Origin of the sequence: Thiosocius teredinicola (assembly GCF_002009425.1) — a bacterium.
Taxonomy (GTDB): domain Bacteria; phylum Pseudomonadota; class Gammaproteobacteria; order Chromatiales; family Chromatiaceae; genus Thiosocius; species Thiosocius teredinicola.
This window is the reverse complement of record NZ_CP019936.1, coordinates 2,774,282-2,793,073: the sequence shown is the minus strand read 5'-3', so window position 1 is coordinate 2,793,073 and position 18,792 is coordinate 2,774,282. Positions and strand designations below refer to the sequence as shown.

The 18,792-nt window shown below is 56.2% G+C and carries 17 protein-coding genes; 13 read left to right on the top strand and 4 right to left on the bottom strand.

The annotated features are described in order from the left end of the window. Nucleotides 1–574: 574 nt before the first annotated feature. From B1781_RS13335 to B1781_RS13275, 13 genes are all read left to right on the top strand, one after another. Nucleotides 575–997: a sugar 3,4-ketoisomerase gene (locus tag B1781_RS13335; protein ID WP_078120130.1), complete on the top strand. Its 423-nt coding sequence runs from the start codon at nucleotides 575–577 to the stop codon at nucleotides 995–997. Further along, nucleotides 994–2,121 (top strand): DegT/DnrJ/EryC1/StrS family aminotransferase, encoded by a 1,128-nt coding sequence (locus B1781_RS13330; RefSeq protein WP_078120129.1) that lies wholly within the window; start codon nucleotides 994–996, stop codon nucleotides 2,119–2,121. Before B1781_RS13335 ends, B1781_RS13330 begins: the two co-directional genes overlap by 4 nt. A 215-nt stretch (nucleotides 2,122–2,336) precedes the next feature. Beyond that, nucleotides 2,337–3,215 (top strand): LbetaH domain-containing protein, encoded by an 879-nt coding sequence (locus tag B1781_RS13325; RefSeq protein WP_078120128.1) that lies wholly within the window; start codon nucleotides 2,337–2,339, stop codon nucleotides 3,213–3,215. Between the two features lie 10 nt (nucleotides 3,216–3,225). Further along, the gene (locus tag B1781_RS13320; RefSeq protein ID WP_125932081.1) at nucleotides 3,226–3,822 is read left to right on the top strand and encodes a hypothetical protein; all 597 of its coding nucleotides are present in this window, start codon (nucleotides 3,226–3,228) and stop codon (nucleotides 3,820–3,822) included. Next, complete coding sequence (locus B1781_RS13315; RefSeq protein WP_078120126.1) at nucleotides 3,819–4,757, top strand: ketoacyl-ACP synthase III; 939 nt, start codon at nucleotides 3,819–3,821, stop codon at nucleotides 4,755–4,757. The genes B1781_RS13320 and B1781_RS13315 overlap by 4 nt, the downstream gene beginning before the upstream one ends. A 5-nt stretch (nucleotides 4,758–4,762) precedes the next feature. Beyond that, on the top strand, nucleotides 4,763–4,996 hold the full coding sequence (locus tag B1781_RS13310) for an acyl carrier protein (RefSeq protein WP_078120125.1): 234 nt from the start codon (nucleotides 4,763–4,765) through the stop codon (nucleotides 4,994–4,996). Nucleotides 4,997–5,232: 236 nt separating this feature from the next. After that, entirely contained in the window at nucleotides 5,233–6,186 is a 954-nt protein-coding gene (locus B1781_RS13305; protein WP_078120124.1) for a GNAT family N-acetyltransferase, read from the top strand. A gap of 33 nt (nucleotides 6,187–6,219) precedes the next feature. Beyond that, complete coding sequence (locus B1781_RS13300) at nucleotides 6,220–7,170, top strand: DegT/DnrJ/EryC1/StrS family aminotransferase (RefSeq protein ID WP_078120123.1); 951 nt, start codon at nucleotides 6,220–6,222, stop codon at nucleotides 7,168–7,170. Then, nucleotides 7,160–8,002, top strand: coding sequence for a hypothetical protein (locus tag B1781_RS13295; RefSeq protein WP_078120122.1), 843 nt, complete (start codon nucleotides 7,160–7,162; stop codon nucleotides 8,000–8,002). Before B1781_RS13300 ends, B1781_RS13295 begins: the two co-directional genes overlap by 11 nt. A gap of 128 nt (nucleotides 8,003–8,130) precedes the next feature. Further along, nucleotides 8,131–8,964 carry a glycosyltransferase gene (locus B1781_RS13290; RefSeq protein WP_078120121.1) on the top strand — a complete coding sequence of 278 codons (834 nt, stop codon included), beginning with the start codon at nucleotides 8,131–8,133 and terminating at the stop codon, nucleotides 8,962–8,964. Nucleotides 8,965–9,261: 297 nt separating this feature from the next. Continuing rightward, nucleotides 9,262–10,182 (top strand): sulfotransferase family protein, encoded by a 921-nt coding sequence (locus B1781_RS13285; protein ID WP_078120120.1) that lies wholly within the window; start codon nucleotides 9,262–9,264, stop codon nucleotides 10,180–10,182. Between the two features lie 336 nt (nucleotides 10,183–10,518). Next, a complete protein-coding gene (locus tag B1781_RS13280) occupies nucleotides 10,519–11,811 on the top strand; it encodes a beta/alpha barrel domain-containing protein (protein ID WP_078120119.1) in 1,293 nt (430 codons plus the stop codon). A 66-nt stretch (nucleotides 11,812–11,877) separates the two neighbouring features. After that, nucleotides 11,878–12,819, top strand: a complete 942-nt coding sequence (locus tag B1781_RS13275) for a GGDEF domain-containing protein (RefSeq protein ID WP_078122058.1) — start codon at nucleotides 11,878–11,880, stop codon at nucleotides 12,817–12,819. A gap of 107 nt (nucleotides 12,820–12,926) precedes the next feature. Here B1781_RS13275 and B1781_RS13270 read toward each other — a convergent pair whose 3' ends face one another. The 4 genes from B1781_RS13270 to B1781_RS13250 all read right to left on the bottom strand — a co-directional run bounded on the left by B1781_RS13270 (nucleotide 12,927) and on the right by B1781_RS13250 (nucleotide 18,495). Continuing rightward, a complete protein-coding gene (locus tag B1781_RS13270) occupies nucleotides 12,927–13,910 on the bottom strand; it encodes a cytochrome-c peroxidase (protein ID WP_164513390.1) in 984 nt (327 codons plus the stop codon). 309 nt (nucleotides 13,911–14,219) lie between these two features. Next, on the bottom strand, nucleotides 14,220–15,323 hold the full coding sequence (locus tag B1781_RS13260) for a lipocalin-like domain-containing protein (RefSeq protein WP_078120116.1): 1,104 nt from the start codon (nucleotides 15,321–15,323) through the stop codon (nucleotides 14,220–14,222). After that, complete coding sequence (locus B1781_RS13255; protein ID WP_078120115.1) at nucleotides 15,323–17,830, bottom strand: FtsX-like permease family protein; 2,508 nt, start codon at nucleotides 17,828–17,830, stop codon at nucleotides 15,323–15,325. Before B1781_RS13255 ends, B1781_RS13260 begins: the two co-directional genes overlap by 1 nt. Then, nucleotides 17,827–18,495: an ABC transporter ATP-binding protein gene (locus B1781_RS13250; RefSeq protein ID WP_078120114.1), complete on the bottom strand. Its 669-nt coding sequence runs from the start codon at nucleotides 18,493–18,495 to the stop codon at nucleotides 17,827–17,829. The genes B1781_RS13255 and B1781_RS13250 overlap by 4 nt, the downstream gene beginning before the upstream one ends. Between the last annotated feature and the right edge of the window lie 297 nt (nucleotides 18,496–18,792).

Sequence of the window (18,792 nt, the reverse complement as noted above, 5' to 3'; positions counted from 1 at the left end):
TGCGTCGGCCGGTGGACCAGGGATCGTGGCTCGACGACCCATTCGTACAGCGCTGCGACGAAGCGGGTGGTGTCAGCGCCGCGGTATCGCGATATTGCGCCCATTACGCTGGCGTGCGCTGGCCTTGGATTGGTGTGCCAGGGTAAGAACGATTTTGAGGTGGTCGAGCAACGGAACCGAGACAAGCGGGTAGGCGTTCTGAAGCCGACATGAACTCCGGACGCCAGCCGGAGGCAATATGTGGTCCGGCAGGGGTGGTGCGAAGGCATGTCAGCGTCGTGTCTGCTTGCTGCACCACGTTCGTTGGTGGTTGAGCCAGGCAAGCACGGTGATCGTAGGCGCGTTTCGGAGGGCTGGAATCACTCCGGTTCAAGCGGCCTTGGTTGCAGATTACGCGCCGAGAATATAACGTTCCGGCTTCACTTCCTCCATGTGGAATAAAGCCCACCCAGGTTGCAGAAGACAAGCGTAGAAAATTGAACAATAAAAGCTGAGCTTAGCGGTCGGACGGCATGACTGCCTGTAAATGGACATTCGATGCACGTTTCGCTAAAGGCGAAAACAAAGGATTACGATGGCACTTAACGATTGTCGCATCTTGGATTTACCGCGCATCAATGATCGCAGGGGAAACTTGACCTTCATCGAGGGCGGGACCCACATCCCTTTCGATATCGCGCGAACATACTACCTTTATGACGTCCCCGGGGGCGCTGAGCGAGGCGGGCATGGACACAAAGCCCTCTCCCAGTTGATCGTTGCTATTTCAGGTAGCTTCGATGTACATCTGGATGACGGTGCCGAGAAACGGAGTTTCCATATGAACCGCTCGTACTATGGGTTGTATGTGACTCCGATGATTTGGCGGGAGATCGATAACTTTTCGTCTGGGTCTGTCTGCTTGGTTCTGGCCTCCGATCATTACGACGAAACTGACTACTACCGTAACTACGACACTTTTAAAGAGGCTGCAAAGCGCTATTGGGGTCACCAATGACATTTCCTTTTTTGGACCTCAACCGGATGCACGAGCAATTGCAGCCGCAGCTCGACGAAGCTTATCTAAGGGTAATGAAGAACGGATGGTTCATCCTTGGCGATGAGGTCAATGCGTTCGAGAAAGAGTTTTCAGACTATTGCAACGCGGACCATTGTGTGGCGGTCGGCAATGGTTTGGATGCGCTGGCCCTGACGCTCAGGGCTATGGATATTGGACCAGGCGATGAAGTGTTGCTGCCGGCTCACACCTTTATCGCCACGGCATTGGCCGTCAGCATGTCGGGGGCGACGCCGGTACTGATAGACGTCTCTGCAGACAGTCCGCTGATCGATCCTCGACAACTGGAAAACGCCATTTCCTCAGTCACGAAAGCGATCATCGCGGTTCACCTGTATGGGGAACCAGCAGATATGGATCCGATTATGGCTGTGGCGGAAAAGCACGGATTGAAAGTAATCGAAGATGCTGCGCAAGCGCACGGCGCCCGATACAAAAACCGCAGAACGGGTTCGATCGGCCACGCCGCGTGTTTCAGCTTTTATCCAGGGAAAAACCTGGGGGCGCTCGGAGATGGTGGTGCAGTCACCACCAATGATCCGCAATTGGCGGAACGTTTGAGAATGTTGCGCAATTACGGCAGCCGCACGAAGTATTTGCATGAGGCGCAAGGAGTAAATTCTCGTCTGGATGAACTGCAGGCCGCCTTTTTGCGGGTCAAGCTGCAGCATCTCGACGAATGGAACGAGCGTCGAAATATCATCGCAGAAAAGTTGTCTTCCAGCCTGCGGGACTTGCCGGGTCTACAGTTGCCGCGAATTGCGGAAGACTCGTCGGCTGTTTGGCATCTCTATGTCGTGCGCCACCCCGCGAGGGATGCACTGGTGGAATCCTTGTCGGATAGGGGCATCCAATGCCAGATCCACTATCCGCAGTGTGTACCCGATACTCCCGCTTATGCAGATGGCATTGAAGGTGCCGATCGCGCGATATTCAGTCGTCGCTGGGCAGCCGATTGTTTCAGTCTTCCTATCGATCCCTATCTAACGGATCAGGAAGTGGAAGAAGTCATTGTCGCTGTTCGAGATGTCGTGCGCGCGCATGCAGACAACACCTGCAGCTGAGCGACAGATTCAGATCGGCATGGAACAGGGGGAAGTTCGAGTGGGAACGGCACCAATTTCATCCTGGCTCTTCAGGATGTTGTCGCCTTCCAAATGCCTGCTTGATGAGACGGCAATCCTGATCATTCACCGTCTGTCAACTTCCTTCATCAAGCCGCGTTCTATCTCTCCGAAGAACGGCAGCTGTTGTTCAATCCGTTAGAGGATAAAGTCTGATGCACCAGCTAAGCGATTTCTTCGATACTGCGCAAAAAAACGGCAAATTCAGACAGACACAATTCGTCAACTCTGACCAACCGGATAGCATCTGTTTTGTCGGCGCGTCACGTTACGTGCAGATCGCCAACGAGAATCCAGCGATCACTTGTGTGGTAACGACCCCCGAGTTGGCAAAAGAGATTGAACAGAGCAAGGGGCTCGTTGTCGTTGATTCGGCGGAGGAAACGTTTTATCGCTTGCACAACCTTCTGTGTGAACAACAGCAAATGCGTCCGGCACTTAATCCGGGTATTGCTGAAACCGCAAAGATTCATCCTCGAGCTTATGTCGACGAATACGTCGAAATCGGTGAAGACGTCGAGATCGACGTTGGCGCTGTCGTTTTGTCGGGAACGGTTCTGGAAGACGGCGTAAGAATCGGTCCCAACGCAGTGATTGGCGCGGAAGGACATTTTTTCAAACGCTTTCCGTCCGAACTCTTTTGCGTTAAACATGCGGGCGGAGTTCGCCTTCGTAGGGGCGTGCACGTGTTGGCGGGGGCGGTGGTTTCAAAGGCGTTGCATAGTAATTTTACAGAAATAGGTGAACAATCGGTCGTCAGTGTGCATGCCCATATCGCTCACGGTTGTAGTATCGGTAGCCGGACGATCATTGCAGGCAACTCGCAGATCGCTGGCTACACTTCTGTAGGCAACAATGTTTGGATCGCTCCATCGGTTACTGTCGGAAATCTCCGCGAAATTGGCGATGATGCCAAGCTGGAGATCGGCAGCGTAGTGATTGAAGACATCGATAAAGGCGAGCGAGTGTCAGGCAATTTTGCGGTTCCTCATGCGCGGAATATGTTCAGCCACGTCCGGCGCAAGAAGGGTTGAGGTGGATTGAGTGTTTTTGCACGATTTAGATCTGAATTTTGCTTACCGTGGCCAGCGTAATTACATCCAGGGTGCTGACTTATTTAATTCAGTATTGGAATCTACAAGTTCCGGTGAGATTTCTGATATTCGAATGACGGCACATGGCTTGATCCAGAACTGTAATTGTCGCGTCAAGTTCTTCGATGCCGACCCCAAACAATATGAAGGTAAGTTCCGCGGACGTTTCCACCTCAATGGAAAAGCCGTTTGGTTTGATTTGCTGGAACTGACAGATGGCTGCGATTGCCGGAGAATACCGTATGACGAACAGTCGATCGTCGATGCATGCCGAATCAATGATGAGCAAATCTACTATGACGGTAGTTCACAATACACATTCATGGAGATTGCCGTTGCCATGAATAAACATCTTTTGTCGCAAACACACCCCGATATCCAAGGACGCTGGATTTTCACCGGTATAGAGCTAGACAGCTTTCGTAAATCTGGCGGGCCGACCAGCTTGCGAGTTACACACAACTTTCAAAACAAGCTGGTGAAAACCCGCATTTTGGATGACGGCCATGCCGCAGGTACCATTTACTTTTCTTTGATCGACAGATGATCGGGATACAGGACATCGGGATCTACATTCCCGAGAAGAAAGTAGATAATTTGACCCGGTTGAGCGAGTTTGAAACCGACGAGGCTTTCATCCGCGAGAAGACGGGTATGCTTCAGGTCGCGCACAAGTCAGACGATCAGGAGACCTCGGACCTGGGCATTGCCGCACTCGCCGATCTGGTTGCTCGGACGGGCCTGGAGTTGGACGAAATTCAGTGCCTGGTGGTTTGCACCCAGAACCCGGACGGGCATGGTTTGCCGCATACCTCGGCAATCGTTCACGGCAAAGCGGGCCTATCGCGAGATTGCGCCGTCTTCGATGTATCGCTGGGATGTTCCGGTTATGTCTACGGGCTTTCTATCATGAAGGGGTTCATGGAGGTAAACGGATATAACAAAGGCGTACTCATAACGGCAGACCCTTACTCCAAAGTGGTTGACGAGAATGACAAGAATACTGCTCTGTTGTTCGGCGACGGTGCCACCGCAACCCTATTGAGCGACAAACCAAAATGGAACATTGGCAAGTTTCTGTTTGGTTCGGATGGGAAACACGCCGGGGCTATCGAAGTTGACGACACCGGTGAACTGCATATGGACGGACGGGGAGTTTTCAATTTTACGGCAACGGTCGTTCCGAAGAATATCCGCGACACCTTGATGTCAAACGAAGTTGATGTGGACGAAATCGATCTGTTTGTCCTTCACCAGGGTAGCCGGTATATCCGTGACACGCTCGTCAAGCGTTTAAAAGTTGCGCCGGAGAAAGTACCCTTTGCCGCCAATGCTTACGGAAATACGGTGTCCTCTTCGATACCGATGATTCTTGCGGACGTGGATCACGATGTGCCCAGAATTCTGATTTCGGGATTCGGGGTTGGGTTGTCCTGGGGAAGCTGCGTACTTACAACTGCTTTAAGAGACACAAGAGGCTAAGCTTCATGAAAGCCAACGTAGAAGAAATCAAAGCCATCATCAAAGATGTGGAAACTGCCGCTGACGTTGATGCAATGTCAGAAGGTGACGACTTTGCCGACGTCGGGATAGATTCCCTCGAAATCTTCAATATCCTGCTTGGAGTCGAGGAAAAATACGGCATCAGTATTCCGAATGAGCAGGCAGAAAACCTTAACTCAATTGCTGCGATCCTTGGTTTTCTGACTGAACTCGATTGAAGAAATCCTAATTATGTGGCTTTGAACACACGCCACGCTACCCGGCAAGTTGTGCAAAGAGTTGCAGGACACTATTGAAACCACAGTTTACTGCCGAGAGTGGGCGGCAGATTGCGTGCGCCAGTTGATTGCCTCTAGCCCTGCGGAAAGGGATTGGAAGAAGGTGATGGTTTCTATCGTGACGTAGAGCGCGCATATTCAGACAGAAACGACGGTTCACCGATAGGAAGACGCTTGTGCGGAAAGCAGGTGGGATCACTGTCAGACGTTACGAACCCGATTCCAAGCATCGATGGAACGAGTTCGTCGACAACGCGAAGAATGGTCATTTCATGTTCATGCGCGATTACATGGACTACCACGGCGATCGCTTTGCCGATCATTCGCTGATGTTCGAACAAAAAGGCAAACTGATCGCTTTGTTGCCCGCTAATGAGAAGGAAAGCGAGCTGATCAGTCATGAGGGCCTTACTTTCGGTGGAATCCTATCGAGCCAGCGCACGGGCGTAACCCTTATGTCGGAAGTGGTTGCTGAGCTTCGCGCCTACACTTCCTCGAAGGGTTTCTCGCGGATCGTTTATAAGGCAATTCCTTATATCTACGCTGCCTTGCCGTCAGAAGAAGATCTCTACGCGTTGTTCAGCCAAGGCGGCCGATTGTTCCGGCGAGATATCTCTACGGCGATACGTCTGTCCTCGCGAATTGCATATTCGAAAGGTCGTAAGGAGAACATTAAAAAAGCACAGCGGGCCGGCATCGGTTGTACTGAGGCCGCAGATCTGAGTGAATTTTGGTTGTTGCTCAATGAAGTTCTTGTCGAGCGTCACGGAGTCAAAGCGATTCACAGTCGAGAGGAAATGGAACTTCTCCACAAGCGTTTCCCCAAGAATATTCGCCTGTGCGAGGCTCGAGATGCGGATGGCACGCTGCTGGCTGGCGCGCTTCTTTACATAAACCGTGGTGTGGTACATGCCCAGTATTTGGCCAATTCCACAGCGGGCCGCGAGGTCGGTGCGCTGGACGCGGCGATAGAATTCGCAATCGGCTTGGTACCAGATGCGCGGTACTTCGATTTCGGTATCTCGACCACCGATGCCGGCATGTCGATTAATCGTGGTCTGCAGGCTCAGAAAGAGGGTTTCGGCGGCCGCGGCGTAGTACATGACTTCTATGAACTACAGTTGGCTTGAGGCCAGAAACGACTGCAGGCTCAAGAAAACGCAATGAAAGGCCATGTCAGTGATGAAGGGTTTGTTGTTCGACCAATCGCGCACAATCATCCAGCGTTTCTTCTGATTCCGGTAACCGCCGGAGATATGGCGAGCAATGCCGCACGGCTCACCAGTAACGTCACCGATAATGGTTGTTCGTTGGTCGAACAACGCTATCCCGGCAAAGTATGTACACCCACCACAAGTGGCCGTCATGCACTCGAGCTGGTACTCGGGGACATTGGTGTGCAGCGAGGCGACAATGTTGCAATCTACACCACAACCGGAAATCACTACGTTTCTGGTTGTGTTACTCAAACGATCGAATCTCGAGCAGACTGGATCAGAGAGGGAATTGACAGCAACACCCGTGCGATCCTGGTCAACCATGAGTTCGGCTATCCATTCGACATAGAACGGCTGCGAGTCCTCAGGCATTACGGATTGCCGATCATCGAGGATTGCGCGTATTCGATGGGCTGTCATTACGAAGATGGCGAACCAGTCGGAAGCTTCGGCGATTACGCAATATTCAGTCTACCCAAGTACCTGCCTGTTCAAGTAGGGGGATTTGCCTTATCTGCGCAGCCCTTGCTATCTGAAGCCACGTCGAACAACGACAGGCGATACGTAGAGGTTGCGCTCGCAACCTATTACCCTCAGCTCGAAAGCATTGCCAAAAGCCGATGTGAGAATCACTTGGCGTTAGCTGAACGTTTGCAGGGCTTGGGAATCAGGCCATTGATGAAACTGAAGCAAGGCGCGGCTCCCGGGGTGTTTTTGTTCCAGTACGAAGGGCCACTCGATTATCCCGCACTGAAGGACTACCTATGGGCCATGGGTGTTCAGTGTAGTGTCTTTTACGGAAAGGAGGCCTTTTTCCTACCGTGCCATCAAGCAAGTTCACGAGCATACATGAACATGATCCATGCGTTGCTCAAGGCCTTCATCGATGCAAACTAACGTTGCCTTGCTTACCGGTTTCGACCGTTCCGGCACAAGTGCCATTTCCAAGGCGATCGCAACGCATCCTCAGGTGGAACTTCTTTGGCGCGTGTTCAATAGTGGCAGCATCCGTCGCAAAATGAACGTGCTGCTGACGGACGAATCAGCCTCGGATGAAGACCGGCATTTTTTCTCCGAACTAGAGCATGGACGCTTGTACACCGACTACATAGAGACGGTTTACCATTGGAAAACCTCGACTACAACAGAAGGCTTGGTAGAAGGTCGGCTCCATGTCTTGATAACAAATATCAATCATCTCGCCGTGCCATGGTCCATGGCCAAGTACCCGAAGATTGGGCACTGGGGGATTTGGCGTGATCCTTACCATATATTGCAGTCATGCGTGGAGAACAAATTTCTAGAGGACTGGTATGAGGGGGCAGTGCTTGAATTGGCGGAACTGGTGACAAGCCATCCTTTCCTGAAGGAGCGGTTTGCTTGGGCATTGTCGACACTTGATTCCGTTACGCGAAAAACGGCATTTATCCTGGCAGTGAGAAACTACGTGCTCTTCAATGCCGTTGGTGCTGAGAATCTGTTGGATTACGATCTGTTCTGTGAAACCCCCGGTCGTGCTTTGTTCCCTTTGTTGAATCGCTATGGAATAGCGAACGATCATGATTTCGACAAGGTGCTGGACGTGGATCTAAATACCATACCGGGCGTAGTACCTTACGAACGCGGACGAGTTAAGACGCTATATTTCAGTGATCGCGATATGTCTTTTTTGGCGGATTTGTTCGCGCCATTATTTTCGGCAGCTCGCCGAAATAATGATCATGCTTAAGCGAGCGGTAGTTCAGACCATTGATCTCGGCGTGAATGGCACAATGATCCCACCTTTTCGAATGATCACAGACTTCCAACTCTGCGGAAGCTTCAATCGCAAGCATTAAGTTGTCTTCAGGAATAGTCATGGGTACTCCCTCTACGCTACCACTGATAAGTGTTCGCATCCCCGCATATAACCACGAGCAGTTCGTCACCGAGACACTTGAGAGCGTTCGACTGCAGTCCTACCCGAACAAAGAAATCGTGATCATTGATGACGGTTCGACCGACCAAACTGCTTCGCGAATTGAAGAATGGATTGAACTACATGGCGATCAGATACCGGTTACTTACGTTAGCCGGCCGAACAAAGGCGTATCGGCAACAATCAATGAATTGATTGGCCTGACGAAGGGTGACTATTTGGTCGGGCTTGCGAGTGACGACAAGCTCGTACCTGGTAGCCTGCAAGCGCGCTACGACTACCTTCAAGCTCACCCAGAGAAGATGGCTGTATTCGGTGACAGTCAAGTCATTGATATGGATGGCAACGTGATATTTTCTAGTGGTTTGGTTGATTTGCATTCAGCGAGGAAGTCCGAATACCGGACAGATAGCGGATTGAAGCGACAGATCATTCAGAACTGGTCGGTAACAGGCAGCGTAATCATGACCAGGAAAGAGCTACATGAAGAGTTTTTGTTCGACGAGAACCTTAAGGTTGAGGACAGAGATTTCTACTTGAGATTGGTTGCGAGAAACTTGCTCGGGTTCATCGACACCCCCGTCTCTGCTTATCGAGTTCATGATGCCAACACTTGCTTCGACAGACAAAGCAAGCTATCGAAGTCGCTCATAAAATTCAACGTACTCAAGAAGAACATGAAGGAGTTCTCATGGCGCGACAAGCACTTGTTCTTTGTCCCGCTGTTAAGCTCCTTTGTTGGAATAGTTATCCGCTCGTTAACGTCGAGATAAAAGCCAAGCCCTTACGGGTACCTCGCACGACAGCGCACTATGCGCAAAGCAGCAGCGGCCGGATGGATTGGGTGGAGATTGGATGCAGGTAAGCTTTTTTGATCAGAAGATCGGCGGGCCAGAACTCCGCTCGCATTGTTGGCAAGGGCCGAACCACTGGGCCAGAGGTCTCGGAGTACTGCGGGCATCGCTGTACTCAGCGGACAAGCTCAAGTGGTAGTTTCATGAGCCCGACTTCTTGTGCATGCGCGCCGAGTATCGGGCGCAGTAATTCCGAGTTATTTATCAGAGTCTTTTATGATCAGTGATTGTTTGCCGAACTTCATTATTGCCGGGTGTTCGAAATCGGGTACCACAACGATTGCGGACTATCTTGCGTCTCATCCCGAAGTGTATTTCAGCCGCATTAAAGAGCCTCGTTACTTTGCGTTTCCCGGCGTGAAGCCGGAATTCGAAGGGCCGGGAGACGAAGGGAGGTTCAACAAAACGACTGTTTGGGACTGGGGTGAGTACAAGAATTTGTTCGCGGAGGCAGCCTCGGGCAACTACAAAGCGATCGGGGAAGGCTCACCTATTTATTGTGCTGCTCATGAGCCTGCAGCGTTGATCAAGAAAACGCTGCCGGACGTGAAAATCGTCATCGTCATTCGCAATCCAATCGAACGAGTCATTTCGTCATATACGCATAATGTTAGGGATGGCTACGAGAATCTGCCTCTGGCCGAAGCGCTGCGTGCGGAGGAATCTCGCAAGAGAAGCAATTGGGCCAGGCATTGGCATTACAAGTCGCTTGGTCATGTTTCGGAGTTCCTGCAAACGTATCTAGATACGTTTGACGCTCAAAATCTGATGTTTGTCTTGTACGATGATTTCAAAGTGAACAACCAACAGGTAATGGACGATATTCATGGTTTTCTCGGCGTTGAAGCGAGGGAGATAGCCCAGTACAGGTTGAATGCCGCCGGAATGCCGAGGTCGCGGCTGTTGGCGCGGCTGGCGTCTAGTGACAACGTACTGAACAAAGTCGCGATGAAATTGACGCCGCCAGCGGCTAGAAAATGGATCAGAAGAAACTTGATAACGAACTCGGCAGGTCGGCCTGATGTTCAGAAACAAGTTCGTATCCAATTGTTGGAAGAATTCAGCCGCGAAATCGATAGCCTTGCCGGACTGTTAGGGCGAGACCTTTCTCACTGGAAGACAATTGATGATCGCTAGTTCCGGTGGGCGCGATCAGTATGAAGGAGGATTGCGCTATCACCACTGGAACGATCATTCAGTATCCGTGTAAGACCGGATCGACCGCTGCCTATCGAAGAACTGCGTCAGCGATTGCGTTGCTAGCAAACGCACGCGGCGTTTGCTTTGCAAGAATCACCCGCTGCGTATCACCCTCGTGTAACACGCCTGTAACTTAACCGACATCAAGCAGTTCAGCCCTAAAGGTTGTTTTCGTGTGGCCGATTTAAATTCCGTAGGCGGGTCGAGTGCCATGGAACAGGTCCGCTTTTCGTCTCGCCGCCGCATCCAAATAACAACCAACAAGGGATAACAATGCAGCAGCGCCAAGAGGGGTTGGATGGTGTCCGCGATTTACTCGCCAACGTGGACGCCAAGCTCAACCAACTGCGGTCGATCGAGCCGTTTTTCATCGATCTTTCGTTACGTGAGAATCCGGTCGGAGCGCGTGTCGGCCAGACGCTCGACGAGAAACTCACGATACTGCCCAAGCTTCGCGACTTCGGTTTTCGCAACATTCTGTTGGGTACGCTCGACTATTCGATGCCCGACGAGCTGGAAGTCGACGACGATTTCATGATGTACCTGCGCGACCACGACATCGATATGTCGGGTTGCTTCGTGTTCACCGATATCGGGATCAGCGCGGCAGACGGCAGCTTTACCCCGTCGAGCTCGATGATCAAGATGCGTGACTACGGCGTGCCGAACACCCTGCACGAGATCTATCTGAGCGATTCGGGTATGGCAGGGCAGTATGATCTGCCGACCTTGCTGCGCAGCATTCCTGCAAGCGTCGATTGGCTGAACCAGCACATCAAGGGCGACGATGGCGGCAAACCACGCATCCTGATCAACATCGTCGACGGCTGCGATGCGTTTGCCGAGAATCCGCAACGCGTTTGCCAGGTGTTGCGGATGCTCGATGGTCTCGCGATCGAGGGTGTGAGTATCGAGGACGACAGAGGTACCTATCTGCCGCTACAGGTTGGCGCCTACGTGGCCATTGCCCGGCAGATGATGCCCGCACCGCACAAGATCCTGGTGCACATCCATGCCGGCGGTGGTTTCGAAAACGCATCGGTTATCGAGGCATTGCTCAACGGTGCCGACGGCGCCTGGGGCGGGTTGCCGAAACGCGCTGCGATCATCGGTCATGCCTCGCTCGGCGAGCTGATAGCCAACCTGGTGCGTGTCGGTAACCCGCACATGCAGCAATACCAGCTCGACCAATTGCTGCCCCTGGCAACCAGGCTGCAGATCCTCGACGAGGAAGAGGTCGTGCCCGACGATTTGCCGATCCTCGGTCACAATGCCTACCGTCTGCCGCTGAGTTTCTTTCGTCAGGTGCCGGATCGGGCGATGGACCTGGTACCCGAGGCGATCGGCGGCACCTACCGCTACCGCATCTGTCCGGTGGTCAGCGATGAAAAGGTGATTGCCGGCCGCCTGGCCGAGGTGACGGGCAAGCCTGCCGACAGTTTCCCCGAACCCGTCCTGCAGCAGATGATCCGCTTGATGCGCCGCGAGCTGCGCGCCGGCAAACGAATCGTCTACGACGAACCGGAACAATTGCTGGCGTTGTATCAGCGGGCGTCGCAAGGCTGAGCTCACCGTGTCGCGGCCGTCCGAACCATGAACCCGGGTATCAATAAACAACAACAAGGTTCAACCATGTCTCTCGATGAAAATTGCATCGACTCCGATAACGCCGTCTATAAAACCCTGCTCGAGTCGACCAAGGCGATCCCGTGGCGGATCGATTGGGCAAGCATGCGCTTCACCTACATCGGTCCACAGATCGAGGAATTGCTCGGCTGGACGCCGGCCAGCTGGACATCGGTCGAAGACTGGGCGGCGCGCATCCATACCGACGACCGCGAAAGCGTCGTCAACTTTTGCGTCGCGCAGTCGCAGGCCGGTATCGACCACGAAGCCGATTATCGCGCACTGACCAAGGACGGCGGGCACGTCTGGATTCGCGACGTGGTGCACGTGGTGCGCAACGAGGCCGGAGAGGTCGAGGCCCTGGTCGGCTTTATGTTCGACATCAGCGAGCGCAAGAAAACCGAACAGACGCTGCTCGAGTTACAGCGAGAACTCGAATCGCTGTCGTTCAAGGACGGCCTGACCGGCGTGTCGAACCGTCGCATGTTCGATTCGATCTTCGAGGCGGAGTGGATCGATGCCAAGCGCAATGCGCGGCCGCTGTCGCTGATCCTGCTGGATATCGATTTCTTCAAGCAGTACAACGATCACTATGGCCACATACAGGGAGACACCTGCCTGAAAACGGTCGCGTCGGTGCTTAATACGGCCGCGACGCGCTCGCGCGATGTGTTTGCGCGTTACGGCGGAGAAGAGTTCGTGTTCATCCTGCCCGAGACCGACGGACGTTCGGCGACCAAGGTGGCTGAACGCTGTCGCAATCTGATCTTCAAAGAGCAGATACCCCACGAGGGGTCACTGGCAGGCCAGTTGTTGACGATCAGTCTCGGTGTTGGCTGTCTGGTGCCGACCCACCAGGACGATCCGGTCGCCTTCATCGAGACGGTCGACCGTCGGCTGTACGAAGCCAAGCAACGTGGGCGCAACTGCATCGTCAACGACCATTAGCGGGCCGCGCGAATCCTTGTGCAACACCTGCGGCCGCCAATCAATGGCGGCACGGTGCTCTGCGCAGAGTACCGTGCGCGGCGATTGGCGTCGAAGCGGCGGCGATGTCAGTAGGGTATCGTCGGTGGTTCGACGACAACCGGGTCGGTCAGGGCAGCCATAAAGGCGACCAGGTCGAGTACTTCCTGGCGCGACAGTCCTAACGGTTTGATCAACGCGCTGCGATTGTCGGTGCTGTCGCCGCCACGGTTGTAGAACTCGATAACACCTTCGAGCGTGCCGATCGATCCGTCGTGCATGTAGGGCGCCGTCAGCAGCACATTGCGCAGGCCGGGTGTCTTGAACGCCCCCTGCATCGCCTTGTCATCCACCTTTGCGCCACGCCCGGGGTCGTTGGATGCGACACCGATGTTGTGGAAAGCGTGGTCTGAGAAGGTTGGGCCGTTGTGGCACAAGGTACAGTTGCCTTTGCCGCTGAACAGTGCCAAACCTCGTTCGGCGGACGGGCTCAGCGCCGCCTTGTCGCCGCGCAGATAGCGGTCATAGGCGGCATTGTCACTGATCAGCGAGCGTTCGAAGGCGGCGATGGCCGCAGCCATGTTCTGCTGCGTGATGCCTGATTCGGGAAACACCTTGGCGAACTGTTCCTGATACCACTGTACCTTGCTGATCTTCGGGATAAAGGTTGTGTCGACGCCGCGTTTGCCCATCGATTTGAATGCCTGGCTTTCGAGGCTTTCCGTGCGGCCGTCCCAGTGGATGATCGGCGAATAGGCGAGATTCACGATCGAGGGCGAGTTGCGTTTCTGCTGCTTGCCTTTGTGATCCACGCCGAAGGCCGCGCCGTCGCTCCAGCCCTGGTTGGGGTCATGGCAGCTTGCGCACGACTGGCCCTCGTTGGGTACCAGCCGGGGATCGAAAAACAGAACCTTACCCAACTCGATCATCTCGGCGGTTGCCGGTTTGCCGCCGGGCCAGGGGATCTGGTCGCGGTCGGGTGTGCCCGGCGATGTGGCGAACGAGGCTGTTGTTGCGGCAGTCAGGATGAAGACTGCGGCGAATGTCGTTGGCAGTGTGTGTTGCAGTGGCATGTGGGTCCCTCCATGTTTTTGATCGGGCCGTGGGGCGTTGCAACGATAGGCAGCGAACCACGGCCGCATCGGCTGGTTGTCGATCCTGCAATAGTCCTGGGCGGATGAACGGCGCCCCCTACGGCCGGCTCGCCGGTGTTCCCCGTGGTGAGCCGCCGATGACTGCGGATGTTGTACGCCGCGAGCCCGGTCAAAAAGGTGGGAAGATCGGCAAACGACGTAGGATCATTCCGACCTTCGACAAGCGTAGCCCGCGAAACCTGCTCACGCTACCGAAGCCGAATTGCAACGCCGAGGTGCGGTGCCTGATCAATCGGCGTAGCCGCTGAGTTCGAGATAGCCAACGCCCCGGTGGCTACCGCTGACGGTTACGGCACCCTCCCAATAGCGCACGGTCAGTGGCATCTCCTGATTGTCGAACGCCGCTTTCACGACCAGATCGAGATTGAGGGCGTCGCTCACCAGTTGCCATTCAACCGGGTAACGCGTGCCATCGGCCGTTTGCCAGTAACGCACAGGCGTCAGACGGGTATTGTCCAACGTCAGCGGCTGCGTGCTGCCGTCCCGGTCGACCAGAATCCCGGAACTGAAACGGTGCGCCGCACCTTGCAGGTCGCGCAGTTGATAGAACATCAGGTCTTGCCCGTTATCGAGCTGCAACGCGAACCAATCCCAGCCTTGTTGGTCGGCAGCGAGCGCTGAACTCGACCATTCTCGGTCGAACCAGGAATTGCCGCTGACCCGATGGCGTTTATCGGCAATCCTGATCTCGCCCTGCGTAGGCAAGCGTGTGAAAGAGTAGTAGTAAGAGGCATTGCCCGGTGTCGCACTCTTTTGCGACAAGCCCCGGTCGCCCTGTAGTACCAGCGGTTTAGAACCTGCTTCCAAAGTCAGATCGATGGCGAAGCCGTCGCTGTCGGCTACCAGGTGCAACGGAAAAAACTCGTCACCCTTGCTGCGGATCGACCAGGGGCCCAGCCAGACGCGAAAAGGTTCGGCCTCTGCGCCGGCCAATCCCACCGCAGCGCGCGCGAACCGTTCGGCGCTGTAGTGTCGGCCATCCTCGATATCGCTGACTGCGAGATGTCCCATGTACATCTGGCGCGTACGCCAATCGGAATCGGCCGTCGGCTGACCTGCGTCGAGCGCGATGCGAAACAGTGTGAGTTGATAGCCGAAGCGGTTGTTGAGATTGCCGGTGAAGTACCACCACTCCGTGGCGAATGTCGGGTGAGCACCGTGGTCTTGCGGAAAACGGAATGCGCGAACATCGATAGCGCGCTCGAATCCTGCAGCCGGCTCGGTCGCCATGCGCTCCCCCAGCGATACCGTCGTGTCGGCCGTCGTTGGCGGGGATTGGTCGCAGCCGGCGGCCAGCAAGCCGACCAGTACAAGGTAGTGCCAACGCATCATCAGTCTTCCCTCAGCTGCGCGGCAGGTGGCTGGCTACCGGCCTCCCAAGCCGGGTAGATACTGGCGATCAGCGCGGCGCCTATTCCCAGTACAACAGTAATGGCCAGCGGGGCGGGATCGAGCAGAAACGGCATGCTCCAGCCAAACGCGTTGACCTGTATCGAATCGGTCAGCACCCATGCCATCAACATGCCGATCGGCAGTGACATCAGGGCGGCAATCAGGCCGAGCGTCGCAGATTGGATGGTGATCAGACCGCTGAGCTGGAGACGGGTCAGTCCCAGCGCGCGCACCACCGCATATTCTTTTCTGCGCTCGAGCTGCAGTGCCATCAGGGCCGTCAGTACTCCGATAAAGGCAACACCAAGCGACAGGTAACGCAACACGTCGGTAATACGAAAGGTGCGGTCGAACACCGCCATCGATTCGTCGAAGATGTCACCGGCGGCGGTCAGTGCGATCCCGTCAATGTCTGTCAACGCCGCGGCGACCTGGTCGCGCAGCACCGCTTTGTCCGATGCTTCGGTAAACAGCGCCAGGGTGTTGATGGCGTCGTCCTGCCATGCGCTGCGATAGTTCGGCAGGGGCATGAAGATTCGCCCGTGCTCGCTGCCGAAGTCGCGGAACACCGCGGCAATCGAGAACGCTGCGTTGCCTGCCGCTGTCGGCAGCTCGATCTGTTGCCCCGGTGCGAGCCCGAGACGATGCGCGAGCGGTTCAGAGACCAGGATGCCGCCGTTGTCGAACGCCTCCCAGGCACTGCCCGCGACGCTCGACAGCAGCGTGAACCCGCGGCGCGATGCCGGTGCAAGCTCGGCACCGCTGAGCTCGACCCGGTGCCCGTCGAGCTGGATGCGGCGGTGGCGATAGCGACTGGTCGCGTTGACCGCTGCGACCGTGGCGACGCGCTCGATGACCCCGCTCGACAGTGTGGCGCCATCGCGGAAATCGTCGCTGGCCACGTACAGGTCGGCCGTCAGCAGGTTGCCCAGCCAGTCGCTGACTGCACCGCGCATGCTGTCGACCATAATGGCAACACCGACGCTGGCGGCAAGTGCGACCATCAGCGCTGCGACCGCGGTGCCGAGGCGCGACAGGTGGCGATCGATATCGCGGATCGCCATGCGCCAGATACCGCGCAGCGGCAGGCGAACCAATACGCGATGGGTCAGTCGCACGGCCAAGGGACTGAGCATGGCCGCGCCGATCAACAACACGAACAGGCCGGCGAAACCCGCGATGAGGCCCAATCCGCTGAATGCGATCGCCAGGCCGACGATGATCAGCGCCGCGCCGAGGGTGGCGAGTACCGGGACCTGGCGTTGTGTGGATTGCTCGAGCGCGGCACGCGACAGCGTGGTCAATGGTGGTGTGGCCGCGGCCTGGCGCGCCGGCAGCCAGGTTGCGAGCAGGGTGCCGCCGAGACCGAGCGCGACGGCCTTGGCAACCGACAGCAACTCGATGTGCAGTGCATCGACACTGACGCTGTAGTACAGCTCGCTCACCGTTGCGGCGACGATGCGCGTCAGCCCCTGGCCCAACCAAGTGCCGACGAGCAGGCCGATCAGGGTACCGATCGCGCCGAGCACCAGTGCCTCGGTCATGACCAACCGCGCGATCTCGTCGCTACGCACGCCGATCGCCCGCAGCCGACCGAGCAGTCGGCGGCGCTGCACTACCGAGAAACTCATCGCGTTGAAGATCAGGAATATCCCGACCAACAGCGCGAGCAGGCTCATTGCCGTCAGGTTGAGCTCAAACGCAGCGGACAGACCCGCGGTGCCGGCGGTCTGCTGTTGAATGTCGACCAGTTCTACGTCGGGCGGCAGTCGCTGCTCGAGCCATGTTCGGGATTCGTCCGACAGGATCAGGTCGACATGACTGAGGTCGTTGCCCAGCTTGCCGATGGCCTGCGCCGTTGCGATGTCGGTGATCAGCAGGTCTCTGCTGGCCGCATGATCGTCGCTGCCGACGGCCCAGACTTGCAGACGGTGAACGACGCCTTGCGCGCTGATCTCGAGTGCGTCACCGGTCGACACATTGAGCGCACGCGCAGCCGAGCGGCTGAGTGCGACGGCCCTGTCGCTGGTCAGCCAATCGGAAGCAGCGGCCTGGCCTTGGGTGAGCGAAGAAAGGTCATCACGGAATGCACCCTCGGCGAACAGGTCGACGCCGAGCAGGGTCAGGGGGGCAGGGCGCCCGGCGACGCGCACCCGAGTTTGAATGACCGGTGCCATGGGTGGGTGTCCCGGCGTGGTGAACAATCGGGAGTACAACGATTGCGGTAGCCGATTGCTGGCGGAGAGCAGGCGATGCGTGGCCTTGCCTTGCAGTTGTTCGGCCGACAACAGGAACGATGCCTTGGCGGCGCGGTTGGCCAGGTCGACCGCCATGACGACGGCGACGCCCATGACGATGCCGATCAGTGCCAGTGCCGCCTGCCAGCGGTGGCGGCTCTGATAGCGCAGCCCGGCTCGCGTCAGCAGGTTGCCGGTGGCTGACTTCATGCCCCGGCCACGCGGCCGTGGTCCATGCGCATGACTTGGTCGGCGGCATCGGCAACACGTGCGCTGTGGGTCACGATCAGCAAGGTCACGCCCTGTTCGCGGGCGAGGGCGGTCAGTAGGCGGATGATCTGCTCGCCGGTGTCTTCGTCGAGGTTGCCGGTGGGCTCGTCGGCCAGCAGCAGTTTAGGGCGGTGCGCCAAAGCGCGCGCGATCGCCGTGCGTTGCTGTTCGCCGCCCGAGAGTGTCTCCGGGTAACGCTCTGCCATGCCGTTCAGGCCAACCTGTCCGAGCAGGTCGTCGACACGCTCTGCGATCTGGTCGGCCGGTTTGCCGATCAATTCCATCGGCAGCGCGATGTTCTCGCCGACGGTCAGCGTCGGGATCAGGTTGAAGAACTGGAACACGAACCCGATATGGCGGCGCCGGAACAGCGTGAGTTCCGGCTCGCGCAAGGCGTGCACGTCGACCTCATCGATCAGTACCCGGCCTTCGTCGGGCCGGTCGATCCCGCTGAGCAGATTCAACAGCGTGGTCTTGCCGCTGCCGCTGGCGCCGATCAAGGCGGCGATGGTGGCGCGCGGTACCTGCAGGCTCAGGCCTTGCAGAACGGTTTGTCGGCGGTCGCCGGAGCGATACGACTTGCTGAGTAGCTTAACGTCGAGCATGTGTTGTGCGGCGGGCCGGTCGGGCGGTTTCCTGTTCAACGACAACGAGGCGCGCCGGTATCCGGAGATCCCCCGATCTGGAGGCACAGCGGGGCGCCACCCCATTATCGGGGATCGGCGGGCAGAAGTAAGGGCAGATCAGCCCGCCAGCGTTGGCCGACGTTGCGGGTTGTTCAGGTCAGATTGGCGCCGTTTCCCGAATTCTTCGCTGCGGTGCAACAGAAAAGCGTTAAACCCTACGTTTGCTGTATTGAAATCCATCGCTCGGGGCCCTAGAAATAACCTACCAAATTACTT

What these genes read in the sequence shown, in the direction of transcription:
- B1781_RS13335 (WP_078120130.1), top strand. Translation starts at nt 575, where the DNA reads ATGGCACTTAACGATTGTCGCATCTTGGATTTACCGCGCATCAATGAT.
- B1781_RS13330 (WP_078120129.1), top strand. Translation starts at nt 994, where the DNA reads ATGACATTTCCTTTTTTGGACCTCAACCGGATGCACGAGCAATTGCAG.
- B1781_RS13325 (WP_078120128.1), top strand. Translation starts at nt 2,337, where the DNA reads ATGCACCAGCTAAGCGATTTCTTCGATACTGCGCAAAAAAACGGCAAA.
- B1781_RS13315 (WP_078120126.1), top strand. Translation starts at nt 3,819, where the DNA reads ATGATCGGGATACAGGACATCGGGATCTACATTCCCGAGAAGAAAGTA.
- B1781_RS13310 (WP_078120125.1), top strand. Translation starts at nt 4,763, where the DNA reads ATGAAAGCCAACGTAGAAGAAATCAAAGCCATCATCAAAGATGTGGAA.
- B1781_RS13300 (WP_078120123.1), top strand. Translation starts at nt 6,220, where the DNA reads ATGAAAGGCCATGTCAGTGATGAAGGGTTTGTTGTTCGACCAATCGCG.
- B1781_RS13295 (WP_078120122.1), top strand. Translation starts at nt 7,160, where the DNA reads ATGCAAACTAACGTTGCCTTGCTTACCGGTTTCGACCGTTCCGGCACA.
- B1781_RS13290 (WP_078120121.1), top strand. Translation starts at nt 8,131, where the DNA reads ATGGGTACTCCCTCTACGCTACCACTGATAAGTGTTCGCATCCCCGCA.
- B1781_RS13285 (WP_078120120.1), top strand. Translation starts at nt 9,262, where the DNA reads ATGATCAGTGATTGTTTGCCGAACTTCATTATTGCCGGGTGTTCGAAA.
- B1781_RS13280 (WP_078120119.1), top strand. Translation starts at nt 10,519, where the DNA reads ATGCAGCAGCGCCAAGAGGGGTTGGATGGTGTCCGCGATTTACTCGCC.
- B1781_RS13275 (WP_078122058.1), top strand. Translation starts at nt 11,878, where the DNA reads ATGTCTCTCGATGAAAATTGCATCGACTCCGATAACGCCGTCTATAAA.
- B1781_RS13270 (WP_164513390.1), bottom strand. Translation starts at nt 13,910, where the DNA reads ATGCCACTGCAACACACACTGCCAACGACATTCGCCGCAGTCTTCATC.
- B1781_RS13260 (WP_078120116.1), bottom strand. Translation starts at nt 15,323, where the DNA reads ATGATGCGTTGGCACTACCTTGTACTGGTCGGCTTGCTGGCCGCCGGC.
- B1781_RS13255 (WP_078120115.1), bottom strand. Translation starts at nt 17,830, where the DNA reads ATGAAGTCAGCCACCGGCAACCTGCTGACGCGAGCCGGGCTGCGCTAT.
- B1781_RS13250 (WP_078120114.1), bottom strand. Translation starts at nt 18,495, where the DNA reads ATGCTCGACGTTAAGCTACTCAGCAAGTCGTATCGCTCCGGCGACCGC.